Annotated in this window: 18 protein-coding genes; 16 read left to right on the top strand and 2 right to left on the bottom strand. The window is 71.3% G+C overall.

The annotated features are described in order from the left end of the window. Window positions 1-297: 297 nt before the first annotated feature. Both QFW80_RS08095 and QFW80_RS08090 read left to right on the top strand, forming a co-directional pair. Window positions 298-1278 carry a peptidoglycan-binding protein gene (locus tag QFW80_RS08095; protein WP_280601154.1) on the top strand — a complete coding sequence of 327 codons (981 nt, stop codon included), beginning with the start codon at window positions 298-300 and terminating at the stop codon, window positions 1276-1278. 104 nt (window positions 1279-1382) lie between these two features. Next, the gene (locus QFW80_RS08090; RefSeq protein WP_331488495.1) at window positions 1383-2111 is read left to right on the top strand and encodes a hypothetical protein; all 729 of its coding nucleotides are present in this window, start codon (window positions 1383-1385) and stop codon (window positions 2109-2111) included. Between the two features lie 99 nt (window positions 2112-2210). Here QFW80_RS08090 and QFW80_RS08085 read toward each other — a convergent pair whose 3' ends face one another. Then, window positions 2211-3143: a carbohydrate kinase family protein gene (locus tag QFW80_RS08085; RefSeq protein ID WP_280601150.1), complete on the bottom strand. Its 933-nt coding sequence runs from the start codon at window positions 3141-3143 to the stop codon at window positions 2211-2213. A 189-nt stretch (window positions 3144-3332) separates the two neighbouring features. Between QFW80_RS08085 and QFW80_RS08080 the strand changes: the two genes are divergently transcribed. The 13 genes from QFW80_RS08080 (at window position 3333) to QFW80_RS08020 (ending at window position 18922) form a co-directional block, all read left to right on the top strand. Next, entirely contained in the window at window positions 3333-4376 is a 1044-nt protein-coding gene (locus QFW80_RS08080) for a rod shape-determining protein (RefSeq protein ID WP_280601148.1), read from the top strand. 233 nt (window positions 4377-4609) lie between these two features. Continuing rightward, a complete protein-coding gene (gene mreC / locus QFW80_RS08075) occupies window positions 4610-5647 on the top strand; it encodes a rod shape-determining protein MreC (protein WP_280601146.1) in 1038 nt (345 codons plus the stop codon). Further along, window positions 5644-6126, top strand: a complete 483-nt coding sequence (gene mreD / locus QFW80_RS08070) for a rod shape-determining protein MreD (RefSeq protein WP_280601144.1) — start codon at window positions 5644-5646, stop codon at window positions 6124-6126. Before mreC ends, mreD begins: the two co-directional genes overlap by 4 nt. Further along, window positions 6126-8210 (top strand): penicillin-binding protein 2, encoded by a 2085-nt coding sequence (mrdA, locus tag QFW80_RS08065; RefSeq protein ID WP_280601142.1) that lies wholly within the window; start codon window positions 6126-6128, stop codon window positions 8208-8210. Before mreD ends, mrdA begins: the two co-directional genes overlap by 1 nt. Beyond that, entirely contained in the window at window positions 8207-9337 is a 1131-nt protein-coding gene (gene rodA, locus QFW80_RS08060; RefSeq protein ID WP_280601140.1) for a rod shape-determining protein RodA, read from the top strand. Before mrdA ends, rodA begins: the two co-directional genes overlap by 4 nt. Before the next feature lie 178 nt (window positions 9338-9515). Then, entirely contained in the window at window positions 9516-10643 is a 1128-nt protein-coding gene (gene mltB, locus QFW80_RS08055) for a lytic murein transglycosylase B (RefSeq protein ID WP_280601138.1), read from the top strand. Then, on the top strand, window positions 10640-11941 hold the full coding sequence (locus QFW80_RS08050; protein ID WP_280601136.1) for a septal ring lytic transglycosylase RlpA family protein: 1302 nt from the start codon (window positions 10640-10642) through the stop codon (window positions 11939-11941). Before mltB ends, QFW80_RS08050 begins: the two co-directional genes overlap by 4 nt. Before the next feature lie 92 nt (window positions 11942-12033). Continuing rightward, window positions 12034-13260: a D-alanyl-D-alanine carboxypeptidase family protein gene (locus QFW80_RS08045; RefSeq protein ID WP_280601134.1), complete on the top strand. Its 1227-nt coding sequence runs from the start codon at window positions 12034-12036 to the stop codon at window positions 13258-13260. 202 nt (window positions 13261-13462) lie between these two features. After that, entirely contained in the window at window positions 13463-14371 is a 909-nt protein-coding gene (locus tag QFW80_RS08040) for a CsgG/HfaB family protein (protein ID WP_425603527.1), read from the top strand. Between the two features lie 102 nt (window positions 14372-14473). Further along, entirely contained in the window at window positions 14474-14752 is a 279-nt protein-coding gene (locus QFW80_RS08035) for a DUF493 family protein (protein ID WP_280601130.1), read from the top strand. Window positions 14753-14831: 79 nt separating this feature from the next. Beyond that, on the top strand, window positions 14832-15515 hold the full coding sequence (gene lipB / locus QFW80_RS08030; protein WP_280601128.1) for a lipoyl(octanoyl) transferase LipB: 684 nt from the start codon (window positions 14832-14834) through the stop codon (window positions 15513-15515). A gap of 6 nt (window positions 15516-15521) precedes the next feature. Further along, complete coding sequence (gene lipA, locus QFW80_RS08025) at window positions 15522-16529, top strand: lipoyl synthase (protein WP_280601125.1); 1008 nt, start codon at window positions 15522-15524, stop codon at window positions 16527-16529. A 206-nt stretch (window positions 16530-16735) separates the two neighbouring features. Beyond that, window positions 16736-18922 carry a carboxy terminal-processing peptidase gene (locus QFW80_RS08020; RefSeq protein ID WP_280601124.1) on the top strand — a complete coding sequence of 729 codons (2187 nt, stop codon included), beginning with the start codon at window positions 16736-16738 and terminating at the stop codon, window positions 18920-18922. A 63-nt stretch (window positions 18923-18985) separates the two neighbouring features. Here the strand turns inward: QFW80_RS08020 and ppa are convergent, their stop codons facing one another. After that, window positions 18986-19528 carry an inorganic diphosphatase gene (ppa, locus tag QFW80_RS08015; RefSeq protein ID WP_280601123.1) on the bottom strand — a complete coding sequence of 181 codons (543 nt, stop codon included), beginning with the start codon at window positions 19526-19528 and terminating at the stop codon, window positions 18986-18988. 191 nt (window positions 19529-19719) lie between these two features. Between ppa and QFW80_RS08010 the strand changes: the two genes are divergently transcribed. Beyond that, window positions 19720-21300, top strand: a complete 1581-nt coding sequence (locus tag QFW80_RS08010; RefSeq protein WP_280601122.1) for a M91 family zinc metallopeptidase — start codon at window positions 19720-19722, stop codon at window positions 21298-21300. Window positions 21301-21373: the final 73 nt, after the last annotated feature.

Below are 21373 nucleotides of genomic sequence, written 5' to 3'. Positions count from 1 at the left end.
TCGCGATCACGCTGGCCGAGGCGCCACCGAGCCGGGCAGCCGCGCGATCCCGGGGACGTGGTCGCGTCGTCCGCGGCACACCGTCGCCATCGGACGCGCATGCGGGACGTCTCGACGGGCTGCTTCGCGAGCGAAGCGTGCGCGCATTCCCGGACGCCGATGCGCCCGGCGTCCCGGTGATGTGACCGCTGCACACTCGGGTCGACCCCAGCCCGGGTCGTACCGGGGTGGGCAGCGCTGGCGTTTGCGGCAACCCTGTCGACACGAACCGCCGTCGCCTGCGACAAGGAGTCCCGCATGACGCTGAGCAGCGTGTCCAACGACAGCAGCACCGGCCTGTCGAACACCCCGCCGCCGCAATCCCGCGACACCTGGACCGTGCGCCAGGACCAGACCCTGTCCACCATCGCGCGCGACCACCAGGTCACGCTGCAGGCGATGCGCGAGGCCAATCCCCAGGTCCTCAACCCCGACGTCATCCACGTCGGCCAGCAGCTGAACCTGCCGGCAGGCGCGGTGCCACCGCCGGGCGCGTTCGTCGATCCCGCCGGGCCGACCCCGACCCTGGAGCTGCGCGACCGCGGTCCGGTCGTGTCGCAGCTGCAGGAAGGGCTCGCGGCCGCGGGCTTCTCGCCCGGGCAGGTGGACGGCATTTTCGGGCCGCTCACCGAGCAGGCGGTGCGCGGCTTCCAGGCCTCGCGCGACCTGGAGGTGGACGGGATCGTCGGGCGCGAGACGTGGGGCGCGCTGGGGCGCAGCCCGGCCGCCGAACCGACGCAGCCCACGGTGCCGGTCGTCGGCGGCGACGTGGTCGCCACGGGCGACGCCGTGAGCGATCGCCGCATTGCCGGGCTGCATCCGGACATGCGCGCGGTGGCCTCGCAGTTCGTCGCCCGCGTCGAACAGGAGCTGGGCATCCAGCTGCGGGTGACCGACGGCATGCGGACCTTCGCCGAACAGGATGCGCTGTACGCCCAGGGCCGCAATGGCAACCCGGGCCAGATCGTGACCAACGCCCGCGGCGGCCAGAGCTACCACAACTACGGCATCGCCTTCGACGTGGCCGAACTGCGGCCGAGCGGAGCGGTGACGTGGGAAACGGACTGGGAGGCGATCGGACGCATCGGCGAATCGATGGGCCTGGAGTGGGGCGGGCGCTGGACCGGCCTGGTCGATCGACCTCATTTCCAGCTGGATACCGGCATGACCACCGGCCAGCTGCGCGAACGGGTCAACGGCGGCGACATGCGCGCCGACGGGTTCGTCAACCTCGACTGAGGCGGTTGCTCAGGGTTGCGGCCCGACCGCCGCGCGGACCACACTTCGGGCATCGCCATCGCGCGCATCGCGCGCAGGCCCGAACCCAGGATTCCGCCATGACCCTGCGCCCACTCGCCGCCGTCGCACTGGCCTTTGTCCTCGTCCTGTCCGGCTGCAAGGACCGCGAAGCCGAGGCCGCCGCGCAGGCCGAGGCCCTTGCGGCCGCCAACGAACAGGCTGCAGCGGAGGCCGAGCGCGCGTTCGATGCCGCGGTGACCGACGGCAACTGGGCGCTGGCCAAGGCGCAGGGCGACATCCTGTTCGCGAAGTGGCCCGGCACCGAGGCCGCCGACCGCGTGCGCCCCCGCTACGACGAGGCGAAGTCGAAGGGCGAAGCCGAGAACAACGCCCGCCGGGTGGCGGCGCTGTGGACCTACCAGACCCAGCCGGTGACGGGCGGCAACCAGGTGTCGGCGGCGATCTACGGGCGCGAGCCGGTGGACGTCGACGGCAGCGGGGCGAAACCGGTGCGCCTGATCTTCCGCGACCACCCCGACTGGGGTCGCAGCAGCTACCTGGTGCTGCCGGGCGGGGATTTCGCGAAACGCTGCTACGGCAGCTGCCGCGTGACCGTGACCGTGGACGACCAGCCGCCGAAGCAGATGGCCGCCAACCGGCCGAAGACCGACGAGGCCATCGCCATGTTCATCGACGACGAGAAGGCGCTCTGGCGCCTGACCCGCGACGCGGACATCATCCGCATCGCGTTTCCCACCCGCGACGTGGGCGAGAAGACGGTCGAGTTCGAGGTTGCCGGCCTGGACCGGGCGAAGATGCCGGGCTGGGACTGACCGGCCGGGCGGAGCACCGCGCGCGGGCGCCGGCACTCAGGCGCCCTGCGTGTCGCGGCATCGCGCACGGATGCGCGGCTCGGGCGACTCGGCGTTCGCCTACAGCGCGTACCCGAACTGCTGCCGGAACTGTTCGCTGAACTCGTCGTAGTCGAAGCGCTGGTTCTGGGTGCCGGGGTGCTCGACCTTCAGCGCGCCCATCAGGTTGCCGATCCGGCCGATGGTCATCCAGTCGCAGCCCTTCTCGATGCCGAAGATCAGGCCGGCGCGGAACGCGTCGCCGCAGCCGGTGGGATCGGTGATGCGGCGCTCGTGCGCCGGCGGCACGGTGTAGGTCTTCTCCGCGGTGTGGATCAACGCGCCCTTGGGGCCCTGGGTGGTGATGTAGGCCTTGACCCGCTGCACGATGTCGGCCTCGCTCCAGCCGGTGCGCTCCTGCAGCAGGTTCGACTCGTAGTCGTTGACGGTCACGTAGTCGGCCTGTTCGATGAACGCACGCAGCTCGGCGCCGTTGAACAGCGGCATGGCCTGGCCGGGATCGAAGATGAAGGGGATGCCGCCTTCGGCGAATTCCTTCGCGTTCTGCAGCATGCCCTCGTAGCCGTCGGGGCTGACGATGCCGATGGTCACGCCCGGCACGTCGCGCACGTGGTTCTCGTAGCTGCGCATCATCGCGCCCGGGTGGAAGGCGGTGATCTGGTTGTTGTCGTGGTCGGTGGTGATGAACGCCTGCGGGGTGAACAGCTCGTCGATCACCTTGACCCGGTCGAGCGTGATCCCGTGCTCCTCGAACCATTCCCGGTAGGGGCCGAAGTCCTGGCCGACGGTGGCCATCGGGATCGGGTCGCCGCCCAGCAGCTTGAGGTTGTAGGCGATGTTGCCGGCGCAGCCGCCGAACTCGCGCCGCATCCGCGGCACCAGGAAGGAGACGTTGAGGATGTGCACCTTGTCCGGGAGGATGTGGTTCTTGAACTGGTCGGGAAACACCATGATGGTGTCGTAGGCCAGGGACCCGCAGATCAGGGCGGACATCGGGCGGCTCGGCAGCGAAAAAGGCCGGTTAGGGTAGCGGGGCGGCCCCCGGGAGGCCAGCGCCGGGGCCCGCCGGCCGGAAGCGTGCGGGAGTGCCGGTTCCGTGCATCGCGCGGGCCGCCGGAATGCGCTTTTTTGCTAGGCTAGTCGCTTCGCGTACGCGCTCCCCCCGATGGACCCCGGCCCCCGATGTTCAAGAAGTTCCGCGGCATGTTTTCCAATGACCTGTCCATCGACCTGGGCACGGCCAATACCCTCATCTTCGTCCGCGGGCAGGGGATCGTGCTGAACGAGCCGTCGGTCGTGGCGGTCCGCCAGGACCGCAGCGGCGGGCAGAAGGCGGTGGCGGCGGTGGGCAGCGAGGCCAAGATGATGCTCGGCCGCACCCCCGGCAACATCACCACCCACCGGCCGATGAAGGACGGCGTCATCGCCGACTTCACCTACACCGAGGAGATGCTCAAGCACTTCATCCGCAAGGTGCACAAGAGCCGCTTCCTGCGGCCCAGCCCGCGGGTGCTGATCTGCGTGCCCTGCGGCTCGACCCAGGTGGAGAAGCGCGCGATCAAGGATTCGGCCCTGGAGGCCGGCGCCCGGGACGTGTCGCTGATCGAGGAGCCGATGGCGGCCGCGATCGGCGCCGGCATGCCGGTCACCGAGGCGCGCGGTTCGATGGTGGTGGACATCGGCGGCGGCACCACGGAAGTGGCGGTGATCGCGCTCAACGGCATCGTCTACTCGCAGTCCGCGCGCATCGGCGGCGACCGCTTCGACGAGTCGATCATCAACTACGTACGCCGCAACCACGGCATGCTGATCGGCGAGACCACGGCCGAGCGGATCAAGATCGAGCTCGGCTGCGCCTACCCGCAGGACAAGCCGCTGTCGATGGAGATCTCCGGCCGCCACCTGGCCGAAGGCGTTCCGAAGATGGTCACCATCACCTCCAGCGAGGTGCTCGACGCCCTGCGCGAACCGCTGTCGGGCATCGTGGCCGCCGTGCGCCAGGCGCTGGAGCAGACCCCGCCCGAACTGTGCGCCGACGTCGCCGAACGCGGCATCGTGCTCACCGGCGGAGGCGCCCTGCTGCGCGACCTGGACCGCCTGCTGAGCGAGGAAACCGGCCTGCACGTGCAGATCGCCGAGGACCCGCTGACCTGCGTGGCGCGCGGCGGCGGGCGCGCGCTGGAGCTGCTGGACCTGCACGGGAACGAATTCTTCGCGTCCGAGTGATGGCGCGCCGGGGCGGGCAGGGGTGTTCGGGCGGCCGGTCGTGACCGGCCGGACCCGCGCCGCTCCGGCACCGCTCCGTCCGGCATCGCCCCGCACCGCGACGAGCCGCGAGGCCATGCTGGGCAATAATCCCGCCCATCCGCCGGCCCTGGGCCGGCCCGCCGGCCACGCACCGCTTACCGCACCCCCGGGGCTGGTTCCAGCCTCCCGCTCCCACACCCACGGCCGCTGACGTGTCCTCCTTCGCCAATCCGGCCGCTCCCCGCCCCGGCGATGTCGCCGGCACGCTGCGGCTGCTGGCCTTCCTGGCGCTGTCGGTGGTGCTGATGGTGCTCGACCATCGCGGCGGCTGGCTCGGCCGCGCCCGCGACACCGCGAGCATCGCGGTTCAGCCGCTGTGGCAGGTCGCGGGCCTGCCGGCGCGGCTGGGGCAGACCATGCGCGAGGATGCGGTGACCCGCTCGGTGCTGGCCGACGACAACCGCCGGCTGCGCAACGAACTGCTGGTGATGGGCGCGCGCCAGGCGCGGCTGCAGGTGGAGGCGGACGAGAACGCGCGCCTGCGCGGCCTGCTCGGAGCCGCAGCGCGCGGCGGGCTCGACGTGCAGCTGGCGCCGATCCTCGACGTCGACCTCGACCCCGCGCGCCAGCGACTGCTGCTCAACGCCGGCGCACGCGACGGCGTGCGCCGGGGCCAGAGCGTGATCGATGCCGGCGGCCTGCTCGGCCAGATCATCGCCGTGACCCCCGGCACCGCGACCGTGCTGCTGCTGACCGATCTCGACCACGCGGTGCCGGTGTCGATCTCGCGCACCGGCGTGCGCCTGGTGGCTTACGGCATCGGCCGCGCGGACCGCTTGGAACTGCGCAACATTCCCACCTCCAGCGACGTGGAAGTCGGCGACGTGGTGGTGACCTCCGGCCTGGGCGGCCGGTTTCCGCCCGGGTTCCCCGTGGGCCGGATCGTGGCCCTGCGGCCGGACGACAGCCACGCGTTCCTGATCGGCGAACTGGCGCCCTCGGCGCAGCTCGACCGCGGCCGCGACGTGCTGCTGCTGCGCGAACAGCCGCGCGCGCCGCTGCCCGGCGCCGCCGTGCCGGCATCGGCGGCCGCTGTCCCGGCGGTAACCGAAGACGAGGCCGCCCCGGGCGGGGAGAGTGTCGATGCAGTGGCGCCGGCCAGCGAGGCGGCCCGCACCGACGGATCGACCGCGCCAGGGGCCACGCCGCCGTCACCACGACCGCAACCGCAACCGGAGCGCACGCCGTGAACCGCCGCGGACGCCTGTGGCTGCTGCCGGTCAGCGTGCTGGTGGCGCTGCTGCTCGGCCTGCTGCCGCTGCCCGTGGCGGTGCAGGGGCTGCGGCCCTACTGGCTGGCGCTGGTGGTCGCGTACTGGGTGATCGAGGAGCCCGATCGCGCCGGCCTCGGCTTCGCGTTCGTGGTGGGCCTGCTGGCCGACCTGGTCTCCGGCGCGCTGCTGGGCGAGCAGGCGCTGCGGCTGGTGGTGCTGGCCTTCATCCTGCAGCGCTTCCGCGCCCAGCTTCGGTTCTTCCCGCTGGCCCAGCAGGCGCTGGCGATCGGCGGCCTGCTGCTCAACGACCGCGTCGTCGCCGCCGCCATCCACCTGCTGCTCGGGCTGCCGCAGCTGCCGTGGCCGTACTGGGTCGCGCCGTTGCTGGGCATGCTGTTGTGGGCGCCGCTGTTCCTGCTGTTCGATGCGTTCCGGCAGGGGCGGAGGTCGCGCTGATGCGCGCGCGCCGCCAGCGGATCCGCAATCCCGCCGCCGAAGCCGCCCAGTTCCGCCTGCGGGCCTTCGTCGGCTTCGTGCTGGTCGCGCTCGCGCTGGCCGGGCTGGCGGCCTGGTATTTCCGGCTGCAGGTGGTGCACCACGATGACTACGCGCGCCAGTCCGAGGCCAACCGCATCAAGCCGCGCCCGGTGGTGCCGGCGCGCGGGCTGATCTACGACCGCAAGGGCCGGCTGCTGGCCGACAACGTCCCCGCCTTCCGGATCGACGTGACCCCGGAGGACGCCGGCGACATCCCACGCATGCTCGCGGCGCTGTCGCAGGTGGTGGCGCTGTCGCCCGAGGAGATCGCCCGCTTCGAGGCTGCGCGCAAGGCCACGCGCAGCTTCCGCGCGATCACCCTCAAGCAGCGCCTGAGCGACGAGGAGGTGGCGCGGTTCGCGGTCGACCGCTGGCGCTTCCCGGGGGTCGAGGTCGTGGCCTACCTCAACCGCCGCTACCTGCACGCGGACCTGCTGGCGCACGTGATCGGCTACGTGGGGCGCACGGACGAGAGCGACGTCGAACGCTACGGCCCGGACCAGGTGCTGTTCCCGCATACCGGGCGCACCGGCGTCGAGCGCTACTACGATGCACAGCTGCGCGGGCGCGTGGGCTACGAGCAGGTGGAAACCAACGTCGAGGGCCGCGCGCTGCGCAGCATCGGCATGGTGCCGGCGCAGGCGGGCACCGACCTGCGGCTCGGGATCGACCTGGACCTGCAGCGGGCGATGGTGCTGGCCTTCGGCGAGCAGACCGGCTCGGCGATCGCGATGGATCCATCGAGCGGCGAGATCCTGGCCATGGTCAGCCTGCCGAGCTTCGATCCCAACCTGTTCGTCAACGGGATCTCCAGCGCCGACTACCGCCGACTGATGGACGACCCGTCGCGGCCGCTGTTCAACCGCCTGGTCCTGGGCGGCGTGGCCCCGGGTTCCACGCTCAAGCCGCTGATCGCGCTCGCGGGACTGGACAGCGGACTGCGGCGGCCCGAGGACCGGGTGCTGTCCACCGGCATGTTCTACCTGCCGGGGACCCGCCGGGGCTGGGGCGACGCCAGCCGCGGCGGCCACGGCTGGACCGACCTGCGCAAGTCGATCTCCGCCTCGGTCAACACCTACTACTACCGGCTCGCGCTCGACCTCGGGATCGAGCGCTTCGACCAGTACATGGCGCACTACGGGTTCGGCTCGCCCACCGGGATCGACCTGGCCGGCGAGATCGGCGGCATCCTGCCGTCGCCGGCGACCAAGCTCGCCTCGCGCAGGGAGCGCTGGTACCCGGGCGACACCGTCAACGTGGCGATCGGCCAGGGCGACTGGAAGGTGACCGCGCTGCAGCTGGTGCGCGCCACCGCCGGCCTGGCGGAAGGCTCGCTGCGGCGGCCGCACCTGGTGGCGCAGTCGCGTGCGGGGTTCGAGGCGCCGTGGTCGCAGCTGCCACAGCCGGCGCCGGTCCCGGTGAGCCCGAATCCGGCCAATGTCGAGGTGGTGCGGCTGGGCATGGCGGACACCATGCAGCCGGGCGGCACCGGCTGGCGCGTCGCGGTCGGCGCGCCGTACACGATGGCCGGCAAGACCGGCACCGCGCAGGTGATCAGCCGCCGCGGCACCGCCGCGGTCGATCCGCGCAGCCTGCCGATGCACCTGCGCCACCGCGCGCTGTTCGTCGGCTTCGCGCCGGTGGAGTTGCCGACCATCGCGGTGGCGATCGCGGTCGAGGGCGGCGGCTACGGCGGCAGCGCGGCCGCCCCCATCGCCCGCAAGATCTTCGATGCCTGGCTCCTGGGCAAGATGCCGGTGCCGGAAGGGCAGGAGGGGATCGCGCCGCCCGATTTCGGCAACGTGATCACGGGATCCGGGCCGGCCGCAGCGGCAGGCGGGGCGCTGTCAGCGCCCCCCGGCATCGGACCTGCCGTCCAGATGGGGGGCGATGGCCCGCCCGCGGCGGCGCCTCCAGGTCGGAGCATTGCGCACACGCCGGCGCCGACTGACCCAGACGTGCCGCCGCCGCTGCGCCCCGACGCGGGGAGGCGCTCGCCGTGAACACGATCCTGCGCTGGCTGTTCGACCTGTTCGCGCGCTTCACGCGCACGCTCGACTGGCCGCTGCTGGCCGCGCTGCTGGCGCTGATGGGGATCGGCCTGGCCGTGCTGCACAGCGCCGGCGGGCAGAACCTGGCACTGGTGCAGTCGCAGGGCGCGCGCTACGTGGTCGGGCTGGGCGCGATGTGGCTGCTGTCGCGGATCCCGCCGCCGCCGCTGCGGCGCGCCACCCCCGTGGTCTACGGGCTGTCGCTGCTGCCGCTGCTGGCGGTGCTGTTCATCGGCACCGGGCGCAGCGGCGCGCACTGGATCAACCTCGGCGTGTTCTATTTCCAGCCGGCGGAACTGATGAAGCTCAGCCTGCCGATGATGGCGGCCTGGGTGCTGAGCCAGGCTCCGCTGCCGCCGCGCTTCGCCATCGTGGTCGCCGCTGCGGCGGTGATCGCCGTGCCCACCGGCATGATCCTGCTGCAGCCCGATTTCGGCACCGCCATGCTGGTCGCGGCCAGCGGCGTGTTCGCGCTGTACCTGGCCGGGCTGTCGTGGGGCTGGTTCGTCGCCGCGGGCGTGGGGGCCGCGGGCGCGGCGGGGCTGGCGCTGTTCGCGCCGATCACCTGGTTCTCGTTCCTGCGCCCCTACCAGCAGGACCGCATCCTCACCTTCCGCGATCCGGAGAACGACCCGCTGGGCGCAGGCTGGAACATCATCCAGTCCAAGATCGCGATCGGATCCGGCGGCTTCGCGGGGCAGGGCTGGGGCGAGGGCACGCAGTCGCACCTGGACTACGTGCCCGAGCACACCACCGACTTCATCTTCGCCGTGCTGGCCGAGGAATTCGGCTGGATCGGCGTGGCCACGGTCCTGGCGCTGTATGCGTTCGTGATCGGCCGCTGCCTGTGGATCGCGGCAGAGGCGCGCGATGCCTACGCGCGCATCCTCGCCGGTAGCCTCGGCCTGGCGCTGTTCGTGTACGTGGTGGTGAACGGCGGCATGATCTCGGGCCTGCTGCCCGTGGTCGGCGTGCCGATGCCGCTGCTGAGCTTCGGTGGCACGGCGGCGGTGTCGCTGCTCGCGGGCCTGGGCGTGGTGATGTCGGTGGGCGCGCACGCGCAGGGCAAGAAGCGCTGACGCCGCGCCCGCGAGGTGTCGTGCCCGTGGTCGCGCGCATGCGAGCCCGTGCGTCGTGTCCCACCATGCGTGCGCGGGATCCGGCCCTGCGACATGCGACCGCGCCACCGCATGCGTTGCACGGCGTTCATCGTTTGCGAAGCCTTCGTCCATGGCCTGCGTGCTACCCTCGCCGCCGATGATCCGACGCCACGCAGCCGCGCTTTCCGCGCCCCTCCTGTCGCTCGCGCTGTCCGCATGCGCGACGCCGGCCCCGCCGCCTCCGGCCCAGTCCGAACCCGTCGCGCCTGCGCCGGCCCCGGCCGCCGAAGCGCCCACTTTGCTGCCGAAGGTGCCGCAGCCGCCGGAGCGCCCGGTGGCGCCGCCGTCGGTCACCGATCCCGCGCTGTCGCGCGCGCAGCGGATCGACGCGTTCGTCGATTACACCGCGCAGACCTACGGCGTCGATCCCGCGCAGGTGCGCGCGGTCCTGGCGCAGGCGCAGACGAAGCAGCCGATCATCGACGCGATGAACCGCCCGGCCGAGGCCGTGCGCAAGTGGCACGAATACCGCCCGATCTTCATCAACGACGCCCGCATCAACGGCGGCATCGCGTTCTACCGCGAGCACCGCGACGCGCTCGAACGCGTGTCGATGCAGACCGGCGTGCCGGCCGAGATGATCGTCGCGATCATCGGCGTGGAGACCAGCTACGGCCGCGTCACCGGCAACTACCGCGTACTCGACGCGCTCTATACCCTGGCCTTCGACTTCCCCAAGCGCGCCCCGTTCTTCGCCGGCGAGCTCGCCCAGCTGTTCGCGCTGAAGAAGGAAGAACCGCAGCTCGACCTGCTCGCGCTCAAGGGCAGCTACGCCGGCGCGATGGGCCTGGGACAGTTCATGCCCTCGAGCTACCGGCTGTGGGCGAAGGACGGCGACGGCGACGGCCGCCGCGACCTGCTGACCCACCTGCCCGACGTGTTCGCCTCGATCGCGAACTACTTCGTGGTCCACGGCTGGGAGCGCGACGCGCCCGTGGTGGCGCGCGCGACCCGCGAGCCCGGCGCCGCCGATTTCGTGCCCGAGACCTGGGATCCGGTGTACCCGCTGGCCGACCTCGCCGCACGCGGATACCGGCCGCAGCCCGGGCAGCCGGTGGTCGAGGGGGCGACCCTGCTCTCGCTCGATGGCGATGCCGGCAAGGAGTACTGGCTGGCCTACCGCAACTTCTACGTGATCACGCGCTACAACCGTTCGCCGATGTATTCGCTGTCGGTGCACCAGCTGGCGCAGGCGATCCGGGACGGGGTCGGACCGGCGCGATGAGGCGGCTGCTGCCGCTGCTGGCCGTGGCGCTGCTGGCCGGTTGCGCCGGCACGCCGAAGAAGCCCCCGGCGGCCGCCGACGGTCCGCGCGTGTCCCCGCCGGTCGCGGCCGGCGCGGCACCGGACTGCACGGGCTTCAAGCCGTACCCGCGGGTGCAGGAGGATCCGTCCACTCGCGGCGACTACGTCGCCGGCGGGCTGTACAAGCCCGGCGTGCGCGACAGCACGCCCGATTACCTGCCCAACGTGGCCTGCATTCCCGAGCCGGTGGTCGCGCACGAGCCGCGTTCGGCCTACGGCAACCGCTCGCCCTACCAGGTGCTCGGCAAGTCCTACCGGGTGCTCGACAAGACCGACGGCTTCGTCGAGACCGGGCTGGCCTCCTACTACGGCAACAAGTTCCACGGTCGCCGCACCTCCAACCACGAGGTGTACGACATGTACGCCTTCACCGCCGCGCACAAGTCGCTGCCGCTGCCGAGCTTCGCGCGCGTGACCAACCTCGACAACGGCCGCTCGGTGGTGGTGCGCGTCAACGACCGCGGGCCGTTCCACGAAGGCCGGGTGATCGACCTGAGTTACGCCGCTGCGGTCAAGCTCGACATCCATCGCCGCGGGACCGGGCGGGTGGAGGTGCGCGCGCTGCGTCCGGGCGAGACCGACACGCTGCAGGCGGCGGCACCGGCGGCCCCCGCGTCGCCCAGCGCGATGGATGCCCTGGTCGGTCGGCTGCCGGCCGCGCCAGCCGACTCCGCAGCGGCGTCCGCGCCCATGCCGCCCGCCGCCGCGGGCACTGCCGTGCGGCTGGCCGACCATCCGGACTACGGACGCGAGGAGGACCGTTTCCGCCTGGTCGCGGACGACGGCCGGGTGAAGACGGCCGACGAGTTCGATGCGTGGATGCGCGCACGCCAGGCGCGCCTGGCGGCGGCGAGCGTACCGGCCGCGGGTGCTGCCGCGATTCCCGCACAGGCGTCCGCATCCTCCCGGTCCCCCGGTCCCCCGCCAGCGCCCGCGCCGACGACGCCGGTTCCGGCGGTCCCGCCGGCGCCGGCCCCCGCGGGTGCCGATGCGGTCACCCTGCAGGTCGGCGTGTTTTCCAGGCGCGACAACGCCGAGCGCGCGCTCGCGACCCTGCATGGGGCCGGGATCGCACCGGCCGCGATCCAGGACGTGGCCAGCGCCGGGCGCACCCTGTGGCGGGTGCGGGTCGGCCCGGTGGCCAATGACGGCGCCGCCGCGCTGGCCGCGCGCGTCTCGGGCCTGGGCCTGGGCGTGCCGCAGCGCGTTCGCGAGTAGACTTTTTCGATCCGTTCGCGCCGTTCGCCGGCGCGGCACCCCCCATCGTCGCCCGGCCAGGGATGGTCCGGACCACCGGAGTACCGTTCCCGATGAAATCCGCTGCTGTCTTCCGTCGCATCGCCGTGGCTGCGCTGGCCACCTTCGCCATCGGCGTCGCGCTCGCGCAGGATGCGCCGCGTCCCGCGCCGGCGCAGCCGGCCCCGGCCGGCGCGCTCAGCGACAACCTGCCCACGCCGCCGCCGCCCTCGGTGACCGGCACGGCCTGGATCCTGATGGACTACGCCAGCGGCCAGATCCTGGCCGGCGAGAACGTCGACGAGCGGGTGGAACCGGCCAGCATCACCAAGGTGCTGACCAGCTACGTGATCGCGGCCGAGATGAAGGCCGGCAAGATCAAGCCCGACGACCAGGTGATGATGACCGAGAACGCCTGGCGCAAGGGCGGGGCGGGCACCGACGGCAGCTACAGCGGGTTCCCGGTCAACCAGTCCGCGCCGCTGCTGGAGATGGAAAAGGGCATGGTGGTGCAGTCGGGCAACGATGCCGCGATCGCCCTGGCCGAGCATGTCGCCGGCAGCGAGGACGCCTTCGCCGCGCTGATGAACGCCTACGCCCAGCGCATCGGGATGAAGAACTCGAAGTTCGTCAACGCCCATGGCCTGTCCGAACCGGAGCATTACTCCACGCCGCGCGATCTGGCCCTGCTGGGCCGCGCGATGGTGCGCGACTTCCCCGAGGAATACGCGTACAACAAGATCAAGGAATTCACCGTCGGCCCGATCACCCAGCGCAACCGCAACCTGCTGCTGTGGCGCGATCCCAGCGTCGACGGGGTCAAGACCGGCCACCACTCCGGCGCCGGCTACTGCCTCATGGCGTCGGCGAAGCGCGGCGACCAGCGCCTGATCTCGGTGGTGATGGGCTCGACCGGCGAGGCGCAGCGGGCGACCGATTCGCTGGCGCTGCTCAACTGGGGCTTCCGCTTCCACGAGACCCACCGCATCTACGATGCGGGCAAGGCGATTTCCACCCAGAAGGTGTGGAAGGGCCAGGCCGACGAGGTGCAGCTCGGCGTCGCGGCGCCGGTGCTGGTGAGCCTGCCGCGCGGCAAGTACGACCAGCTCAAGCCCTCGATGGACGTGCCGCAGACGCTGGTCGCGCCGATCACCAAGGGCCAGGCGATCGGCAAGGTGCGCATCACCCTCGACGGCAAGGTGGTCTCCGAGCGCCCGCTGGTGGCGCTGCAGGCGGTGGAGGAGGCGGGCTTCTTCAAGCGCCTGTGGCACGAGTTCCTGATGTGGTGGAACGCCGACTGAGGCTGCTGTCCGGGCACTGCGCCCGACCCCGTTTTTGCTAGGATCCGCCATGCGGGCGCGGCGCTGGAGTGCGTCGCGGCCGGCAAGGGGGACGGACGCGCAACGCGTCCGGCACATCAACTTTCAGGAAGAATCGAGGGGTAGACACATGTCCGGATCCACTGGCAGGCGCGCGCTGTTGCTCGCGTTTTCGGCGGTCGCGATGCTCGCTGCCGCAACACCGGCGCTGGCCCAGCGCCAGAGCGCGCAGGAGCGGCGGCAGGAACAGGTGGCGCAGATTCCCACCTGCGCCAAGCCACTGGGCTCGATCTCGGTGATCGAGCCGGAGGACGGCGTGCACTGGTGGACCGGGCAGCAGCTGCCCGCGCCGTCGCGGCTGATCAAGGTGTTCGTCAACAAGTCGCGCTGCTTCACCCTGGTCGACCGCGGCGCCGGCCTGGACGCGGCGATGCGCGAACGCGACCTGGGTGCCGACGGCGAGCTGCGCGTGCGCTCGAACGTGGGCAAGGGCCAGATCAAGGCGGCCGATTACGTGATGGTCCCGGACCTGATCGGCGCCAACAACGATTCCGGCGGCAACGCCGTGGGCGGCCTGCTGGGCGGGCTGATCGGCGGCCGCGCCGGCGCGATCGTCGGCGGCCTGAACTTCCGCAGCAAGACCGCCGACGTGGTGCTGACCGTCACCGACGTGCGTTCGTCCGAGCAGCTGGCGATGGCCGAGGGCCACGCCAAGAAGACCGACATCGGCTGGGGCGCGGGCGGTGGCCTGTTCGGCGGCGGCGGACTGGGCGCGGCGGGCGTGGGCGGTTACGCCAACACCGAGCTCGGCCAGGTCATCACCCTGGCCTACCTGCAGGCCTACACCGACCTGATCGCCCAGCTTGGCGGCTTGCCGGACAACGCCTCGGCCGCGAACGCGCAGCAGGCGGTCACCGTGACCAAGCCGGCGCGCCTGTTCACCGGGCCGGACGGGTCGGGCGTGGTGCGCTCGCTCGACGTGGGCATGATGCTGTACCCCACCGGCGCCAAGGAGGGGATGATGTGGGAAGTCGAGGACGAGCTCGGCAACAAGGGCTGGGTCTCGTCCACCCTGCTGGAACTGTCGCGCTGACTCGTGCGACGGGTCGGGTGTCGCGAAGGCCGCCTCCGGGCGGCCTTTTGCGTTCCGCCGGTGGTGGTTTGGGTTCCCCGCCGGCAGCCCCATAATCGGTCCATGGAAATCAAGTCCGACAACCCCGACCACGGCTTCCAGTTCCCGGGCACGTTCGAGATCACGGCGATGGGCGCCGCCAACGTCGGCCTGGAGAGCGAGATCCCGCGCCTGCTCACCGACGCCGGCCTCACCGTGCTGGAGGAGACCATCGCCTGGCGCGAATCCAGCGGCGGCCGCTACGTCTCGGTGAAGCTGAGCTTCCGCGCCGATGACCGCGCCCAGTACGAGGCGGCGCACACCGCCCTGCGCGACCACCCGGAAGTGAAGTGGACGCTGTAGCGACGCGGTCGCATCGTCCGGCCCGCGTGGCCGGCGCGCGGTGAGCGCCACCGGTCTCGCCGCGGCAGGTGAGGGCGCCATGGATCCGGGCGTCCCGTGCAGGGTCCGCGACCTCGGGCGCCAGCCCTACGAGCCGGTCTGGCGCGCCATGCAGCGTTTCACCGATGCGCGCGGCGACGACACGCCCGACGAGCTGTGGGTGCTCGAGCACGAGCCGGTGTTCACGCTTGGCCAGGCCGGCAAGCCCGAGCACGTGCTGATGCCGGGCGACATCCCGGTGCTGCACGTCGACCGCGGCGGCCAGGTGACCTACCACGGGCCGGGCCAGATCGTGGTCTATCCGCTGCTCGACATCCGTCGCCTGAAACTGGGCGTGCGCGACTATGTATGCCGCATCGAGCAGGCGGTGATCGACACGCTCGCGGAATGGAACATCGTCGCCGCGCGCCGCGCGGGTGCGCCCGGCGTGTACGTGGGCGAGGCCAAGATCGCCGCGCTCGGCATCCGCGTGCGCCATGGGCGCACGTTCCACGGCCTGGCGTTCAACGTCGCGATGGACACCGGGCCGTTCGCGCGCATCAACCCCTGCGGCTACGCCGGATTGCAGGTGGTGTCGATGCTAGACTTGGGCGGTCCGTCCGGCCCCGATGCGGTGAAGCCCGTGCTGCTGGACGCGCTGGCCCGGCAGTTCGGGCTGGCCCTGCAGCCGGCGCCGCCGCCCGCGCTCGCCGCCGTCCCTCCCCCCGCGCCGCACGCCGCCTGAGGCCCCATGTCCGAATCCAGCCCGCGTTCCATCCCGCTCGAGGTCGTCCAGGCTGGCACCCGCGCGCCGCTGGAAACCGGCGCCAAGCAGCTGGCCGGCGACAAGATCGCGCGCTCGCCGGTGGAATTCGTCGACGCGCCGGTGCTGCGCAAGCCCTCGTGGATCCGCGTGCGGATCCCGTCCAACGGTGCGGTCGCCGCGCTGAAGTCCAAGCTGCGCGCGAACCGCCTGGTGACCGTGTGCGAGGAAGCGAGCTGTCCGAACATCCACGAATGCTTCGGCCACGGCACCGCGACCTTCATGATCCTGGGCGAGGTCTGCACCCGGCGCTGCAGCTTCTGCGATGTGGCCCACGGCCGGCCGAAGCCGCCGGACGCGTCCGAGCCGCTGCTGCTGGCGCAGACCATCGCCGACATGGGCCTGAAGTACGTGGTGATCACCTCGGTCGACCGCGACGACCTGCGCGATGGCGGCGCCCAGCACTTCGTCGACTGCATCCGCGAGGTACGCGCGCGCGCGCCCGGCATCCGGATCGAGGTCCTCACCCCCGACTTCCGCGGCCGCGGGCGCATGGAGCGCGCGCTGGAGATCCTCGCCGCCGATCCGCCGGACGTGTTCAACCACAACGTCGAGACCGTGCCCGGGCTGTACCGCAACGTGCGCCCGGGCGCCGACTACCAGTGGTCGCTGACCCTGCTGCAGAAGTTCAAGGCCCAGCACCCGGACGTGCCCACCAAGTCCGGGATCATGCTCGGCCTGGGCGAGACCATGGAGCAGGTGCAGGGCACCCTGCGCGACCTGCGGGCGCACGACGTGGAGATGGTCACGATCGGCCAGTACCTGCAGCCCAGCGCCCACCACCACCCGGTGCTGCGCTACTGGACGCCGGAGGAGTTCAAGGCGCTGGAGGACTACGGCATGTCGCTGGGGTTCAGCCACGTGGCCTCGGGGCCGCTGGTGCGTTCCTCCTACCACGCCGACCGCCAGGCGATGGAAGCCGGCGTCGCCGCCTGAATCCAGGGCGCTCGCGCTGCCCGTCGCGCCTGGATCCCGAGGCCGCCCGGGAGCGCGGTGCGACCGGTCGCACGGCGTTCACGCCGCCTGCCCCGGGCCTCGCTAGAGTGGGCCGGACCCTGCAACTTTAAGCACTGGTGCGGGGTCGAACCCCGGCGGCACACTGGTTGCGCCGCCCCCATGGTCGTTTCGCAGGATCGTTTCCGATGAAATTCACCCGCCTCGCCGCCGTGCCGCTGATCGCCCTGGCGCTGACCGTGCCGCTGGGACTGATGGCCCGCGCCGACGGCGACGCGCTCCCGGGCGCGCCCAGTGCCGAACAGGTCACGACCTCGAAGCTGGTCTATGGCCTGCTCTCCGACAGCCGCTACGCCTACCGGCCGCGGCCGCTCGACGCGACCATGTCGGCGGAGATCTTCGACCATTACCTGGAAGCGCTCGACGGCGGCAAGCTGTTCTTCACCGCCAGCGACATCGCGCGCTTCCGCGCCTACGAGAAGGGCATGGGGGAGTCCGTGCGCAGCGGCAACCTCGAGCCTGCGTACACCATCTTCGCCCTCTACAAGCAGCGCGTCGCCGACCGCGTCGGCTATGCACGCGAACTGCTCAAGCAGGACATCTTCCAGTTCACCGGCGACGACCGTTGGGAGTACGACCGCGAGGACGCCGCCTGGGCGACCGACGCCGCGGCGCTCGACGGGCTGTGGAAGCAGTCGGTGCGCAACGACTGGCTGCGGCTCAAGCTCGCGGGCAAGAAGCCCGACGAGATCCGCAAGACCCTCGACCGCCGCTACCTCAACCTGGCCAACAGCGTCGCCGCACTGGACCAGGAGGACGCGTTCCAGTCGTTCCTCAACGCCTACACGTCCACGGTGGACCCGCACACGGATTACATGAATCCGCGCACGGCCAAGCTGTTCACCCAGAGCATGTCGCTGTCGCTGGAGGGCATCGGCGCGCAGCTGCAGAAGCAGGACGACGTGGTGGTGATCCGCGAACTGATCGCGGGTGGTCCGGCCGCGATCAGCGGCAAGTTCAAGCCGGGCGACCGCATCATCGCCGTCGGCCAGGGCACCAGCGGCGCCATGGAGGACGTGGTCGGCTGGCGCCTGGACGACGTGGTCGAGAAGATCAAGGGACCGAAGGACACCCAGGTGCGCCTGGACGTGGTGCCGGGCGAGGCGGCGCTGGACAGCAAGCCGACGCGCATCGTGCTCACGCGCGCGCGGGTGAAGCTGGAGGAACAGGCCGCCAAGTCCGAGATCATCACCCTGCCGGCGCCGGCCAGCGGTGGCGTGGACAAGCGCATCGGCGTGATCAAGCTGCCCGCGTTCTACCAGGATTTCGAGGGCCGCCGTACCCGCAACGGCGAGTACACCTCCGCCACCCGCGACGTCTCGCGCCTGCTGGAGCAGTTCCGCACCGACGGCGTCGACGGCGTGGTGCTGGACCTGCGCAACAATGGCGGCGGCTCGCTCAACGAGGCGATCGAACTCACCGGCCTGTTCATCGACAAGGGCCCGGTGGTCCAGGTGCGCGAGTCCGGCGGGCGCGTGAGCGTGGAAGGCGACCGCACGCCCGGCGTGAGCTGGGACGGTCCGCTGGCGGTGCTCATCAATCGCAGTTCGGCGTCGGCGTCCGAGATCTTCGCCGGGGCGATCCAGGACTACGGCCGCGGGCTGGTGATCGGCGAGACCTCGTTCGGCAAGGGCACGGTGCAGAACATCGTCCCGCTCGACCGCTGGCCCGCCAACGAGGGCGACCGCTACGGCCACGTCAAGCTGACCATCGCGCAGTTCTTCCTGCCCGGCGGCAGCAGTACACAGAACAAGGGCGTGGTGCCCGACATCGCGTTCCCGGTGACGGTGGACGCCAGCGAGTTCGGCGAAAGCACCTACGACAATGCGCTCGAGTGGCGCCAGATCGCGGCGGTCCCGCACCAGCGCTACGGCGATTTCGCGCCGCTGCTGCCCAAGCTCGAGGCGCTGCACGCCGCGCGCGTGAAGCAGGACAAGGAGTTCCAGTGGTGGACGGCCGACGTCGCCGAGTTCCGCGCCGAGCGCGAGAAGAAGTATGTCTCGCTCAACGAGGCCGAGCGCCGCGCCGAGCGCGACCGCGACGCGGCCAAGCGCGAACGCCGGCAGGAAGAGCGCAAGGCGCTCGGCTTGGCCCTCGATCCGCTGGCCGACACCAACGACGACGGACTGCAGGCCAGCGAACGCGACATCGCCGAGGACGCGGCGCGCGAGAAGGCTGCCGAGAAGCGTCCCGATCCGCTGCTGCGCGAGTCGGCGGCGATCCTCGCCGACGCGGTGCGCCTGCTCAACAACGACCGCCAGCTGTCGGCCCAGGTGCTGCCGGCCTCGACCGGGCCGGGGGTCTGGGCACAGTAGCCCCGGACCACGCGGCACCACGCGCCAGGGCCGGGGATGTGGCCCTGGCCGGGCGCCGGCGCGTCAGGCCTTGGCGGCCTGGGCGTTGTGGCGTTCGATCGCGTAGACCAGGATCTTCTTCGCCTCTTCGGCGTTGCCCCAGCCTTCGAGCTTGACCCACTTGCCCTTCTCGAGATCCTTGTAGTGCTCGAAGAAGTGGCCGATGCGCTCGAGCCAGTGCGTGCTCACCTGGTCGATGTTCTCCACGTGGGCATAACCTTGGAACACCTTGGTCACCGGCACGGCGAGCAGCTTCTCGTCGCTGCCGGCCTCGTCGGTCATCTTCAGCACGCCCACGGGGCGGCAGCGGATCACCGAGCCCGGCACCAGCGGCAGGGGCAGCACGACCAGCACGTCGGCGGGGTCGCCGTCGCCGCACAGGGTGTGCGGGACGTAGCCGTAATTGCACGGGTAGCGCATCGGCGTCGACAGCACGCGGTCGACGAAGATGGCGCCGCTTTCCTTGTCGACCTCGTACTTGACCGGCTCGGCGTCCTTCGGGATCTCGATGATGACGTTGATTTCGTCGGGCGGATTCTTCCCGGTGGAGACGTGGTCGAGACCCATGTGGCGAGAACTCCGGCGGCGCGGGACAGGACCCGCTGATCAGGGAGCGGCATTCTACGCGAGCCTATGCTGCATTGCAGAACGGGCGCGCTGCCGCCCCCAGGGTTTGCCCCAGGCAGGGTACGCCCCAGCTTCCTGGCTTCCATACGCCAACGTATACATGTCCCACCTCGCTTCCACGGGACCCTGTGATGTCGATCCAGACCGATGCCAGCCGCCTCGCCGATGCCGCTCCCGTCCGCACCGACGGCTACTGGGAAGATCCCGCCGCGGACAGCCGGCTGGCGTCCAGCGCCGATCTCGATCGCAACCCGGTCGCGCCCGGATCGGTCGACGCGCCGGCAGTCGTGTCGTTGCTGCCGCGCCTGGCGGTGACCGAGATCGACGGCAGCCAGAGCAATCCCGACGGGCGCACGCTCGGCCAGACGCGCGACGGCAAGGACATCCAGATCGACCCGCTGCACCGCGACCAGACGGTCAGCATCGCGCGCGAACGCACGCTGGCCGAAGCCGGCTTCGGACAGACCTACGTCAGCTCCGACCAGCTGGTGCTCAGCACCGGCGGCGACAGCGACCGCGTCGGCATCACCCAGCGCGACGACGGCACCCTCGACGTGCAGGTCAACGGCCAGTCCTACGCGATGCGCGTCGCCGACGGGCAGGAACTGACGATCCGCACCGGCGGCGGCGACGACGTGATCGAGGTGGCCTCGAACGTGACCGTGAACATCGTCGCCGAAGGCGGCGAGGGCGAGGACACGATCGGCATCGCCGGCAGCGGCGACAACCGCATCGACGGCGGCGCCGACGACGACACCATCACCCTCTCCGGCAGCGGCCGCAACGACGTGTTCGGCGGCAGCGGCAACGACCGCATCCAGGGCGGCAGCGGCGTCGACGTGATCTATGGTGGCGACGGCGACGACCAGATCGATGGCGGGGCCGGGCGCAACTACCTCGAAGGCGGTGCCGGCGCCGACACCATCCGCAGCCGCGGCACGGGCGACATGGTGTCCGGCGGTCTGGGCGACGACGTCCTGCACGCCGCGCCCGGGGCCAGCGCGATCTATGCCGGCGCCGGGCGCGACACCATCGAAGGCGCCGGCAATGCGACCACCGTGTATTCCGAAGTGGCTGACGTCGTGAACGCCGCCACCGGCGCGCGCCCGACGGTGATCAACGTCGAGATCGACCCGCAGGCCGGCAGCAGCGTCACGGTCCAGGGTTCGGACGCGTTCGTGCAGCGCGTGCAGGCCGACATCGAATTCCTGCGCGGCTCCCCCAACGGGCAGCGGATGCTGGCCGAATTCGATCAGACCGCCCAGTCCCGCGGCAATTCCGTGACCATCAAGGAGTTGTCGAACGAACAGAACGGCTTCGCCATGCCCGCCGCGGATGGCGTGACCTGGGCCGACGTGCAGATCACCAACGGCCGCGCCGGTCCGGGCGTGGAGACCGACATCCGCTACAACCCCTCGTTCCACATGGACGCCTTCCCGGCGCCTGTGGTGGTGCTGTACCACGAGATGTCGCACGCCTACAACTTCGTCAACGGCACCCTGCAGCCGGGCAACTACAACGGTCCGGACGTGGCCGACCGCGGCATTTCCAACTCCGAGCGACAGGCGGTGGGGCTGGAGACCACGGCCGCGCCCTTCGACTTCGACGGCGATCCCGCCACGCCGCCCACCACCGCCAATCCCGACCACCTGACCGAGAACGGCCTGCGCGGCGAACTCGGCCTGCCGGATCGACCCAGCTACGCCTTGTGACCGGGGCAAGGAGCCGCGGCCACACGTTCCAGGGAAGGAATGACGGGCAGTTCGCGCATGGCGCGGGCTGCCC

It is taken from the genome of Luteimonas rhizosphaericola (genome assembly GCF_029888045.1).
GTDB lineage: Bacteria > Pseudomonadota > Gammaproteobacteria > Xanthomonadales > Xanthomonadaceae > Luteimonas > Luteimonas rhizosphaericola.
Note: the sequence above shows the minus strand (reverse complement) of the source record. Positions and strands in the feature narration are given on the sequence as shown.

Bases quoted from the DNA above. Each gene is read 5' to 3' on its own strand.
- QFW80_RS08095 (WP_280601154.1), top strand. From the start codon at position 298: ATGACGCTGAGCAGCGTGTCCAACGACAGCAGCACCGGCCTGTCGAAC.
- QFW80_RS08085 (WP_280601150.1), bottom strand. From the start codon at position 3,143: ATGTCCGCCCTGATCTGCGGGTCCCTGGCCTACGACACCATCATGGTG.
- QFW80_RS08080 (WP_280601148.1), top strand. From the start codon at position 3,333: ATGTTCAAGAAGTTCCGCGGCATGTTTTCCAATGACCTGTCCATCGAC.
- mrdA (WP_280601142.1), top strand. From the start codon at position 6,126: ATGCGCGCGCGCCGCCAGCGGATCCGCAATCCCGCCGCCGAAGCCGCC.
- mltB (WP_280601138.1), top strand. From the start codon at position 9,516: ATGATCCGACGCCACGCAGCCGCGCTTTCCGCGCCCCTCCTGTCGCTC.
- QFW80_RS08050 (WP_280601136.1), top strand. From the start codon at position 10,640: ATGAGGCGGCTGCTGCCGCTGCTGGCCGTGGCGCTGCTGGCCGGTTGC.
- QFW80_RS08045 (WP_280601134.1), top strand. From the start codon at position 12,034: ATGAAATCCGCTGCTGTCTTCCGTCGCATCGCCGTGGCTGCGCTGGCC.
- QFW80_RS08040 (WP_425603527.1), top strand. From the start codon at position 13,463: ATGCTCGCTGCCGCAACACCGGCGCTGGCCCAGCGCCAGAGCGCGCAG.
- QFW80_RS08035 (WP_280601130.1), top strand. From the start codon at position 14,474: ATGGAAATCAAGTCCGACAACCCCGACCACGGCTTCCAGTTCCCGGGC.
- lipB (WP_280601128.1), top strand. From the start codon at position 14,832: ATGGATCCGGGCGTCCCGTGCAGGGTCCGCGACCTCGGGCGCCAGCCC.
- lipA (WP_280601125.1), top strand. From the start codon at position 15,522: ATGTCCGAATCCAGCCCGCGTTCCATCCCGCTCGAGGTCGTCCAGGCT.
- QFW80_RS08020 (WP_280601124.1), top strand. From the start codon at position 16,736: ATGAAATTCACCCGCCTCGCCGCCGTGCCGCTGATCGCCCTGGCGCTG.
- ppa (WP_280601123.1), bottom strand. From the start codon at position 19,528: ATGGGTCTCGACCACGTCTCCACCGGGAAGAATCCGCCCGACGAAATC.
- QFW80_RS08010 (WP_280601122.1), top strand. From the start codon at position 19,720: ATGTCGATCCAGACCGATGCCAGCCGCCTCGCCGATGCCGCTCCCGTC.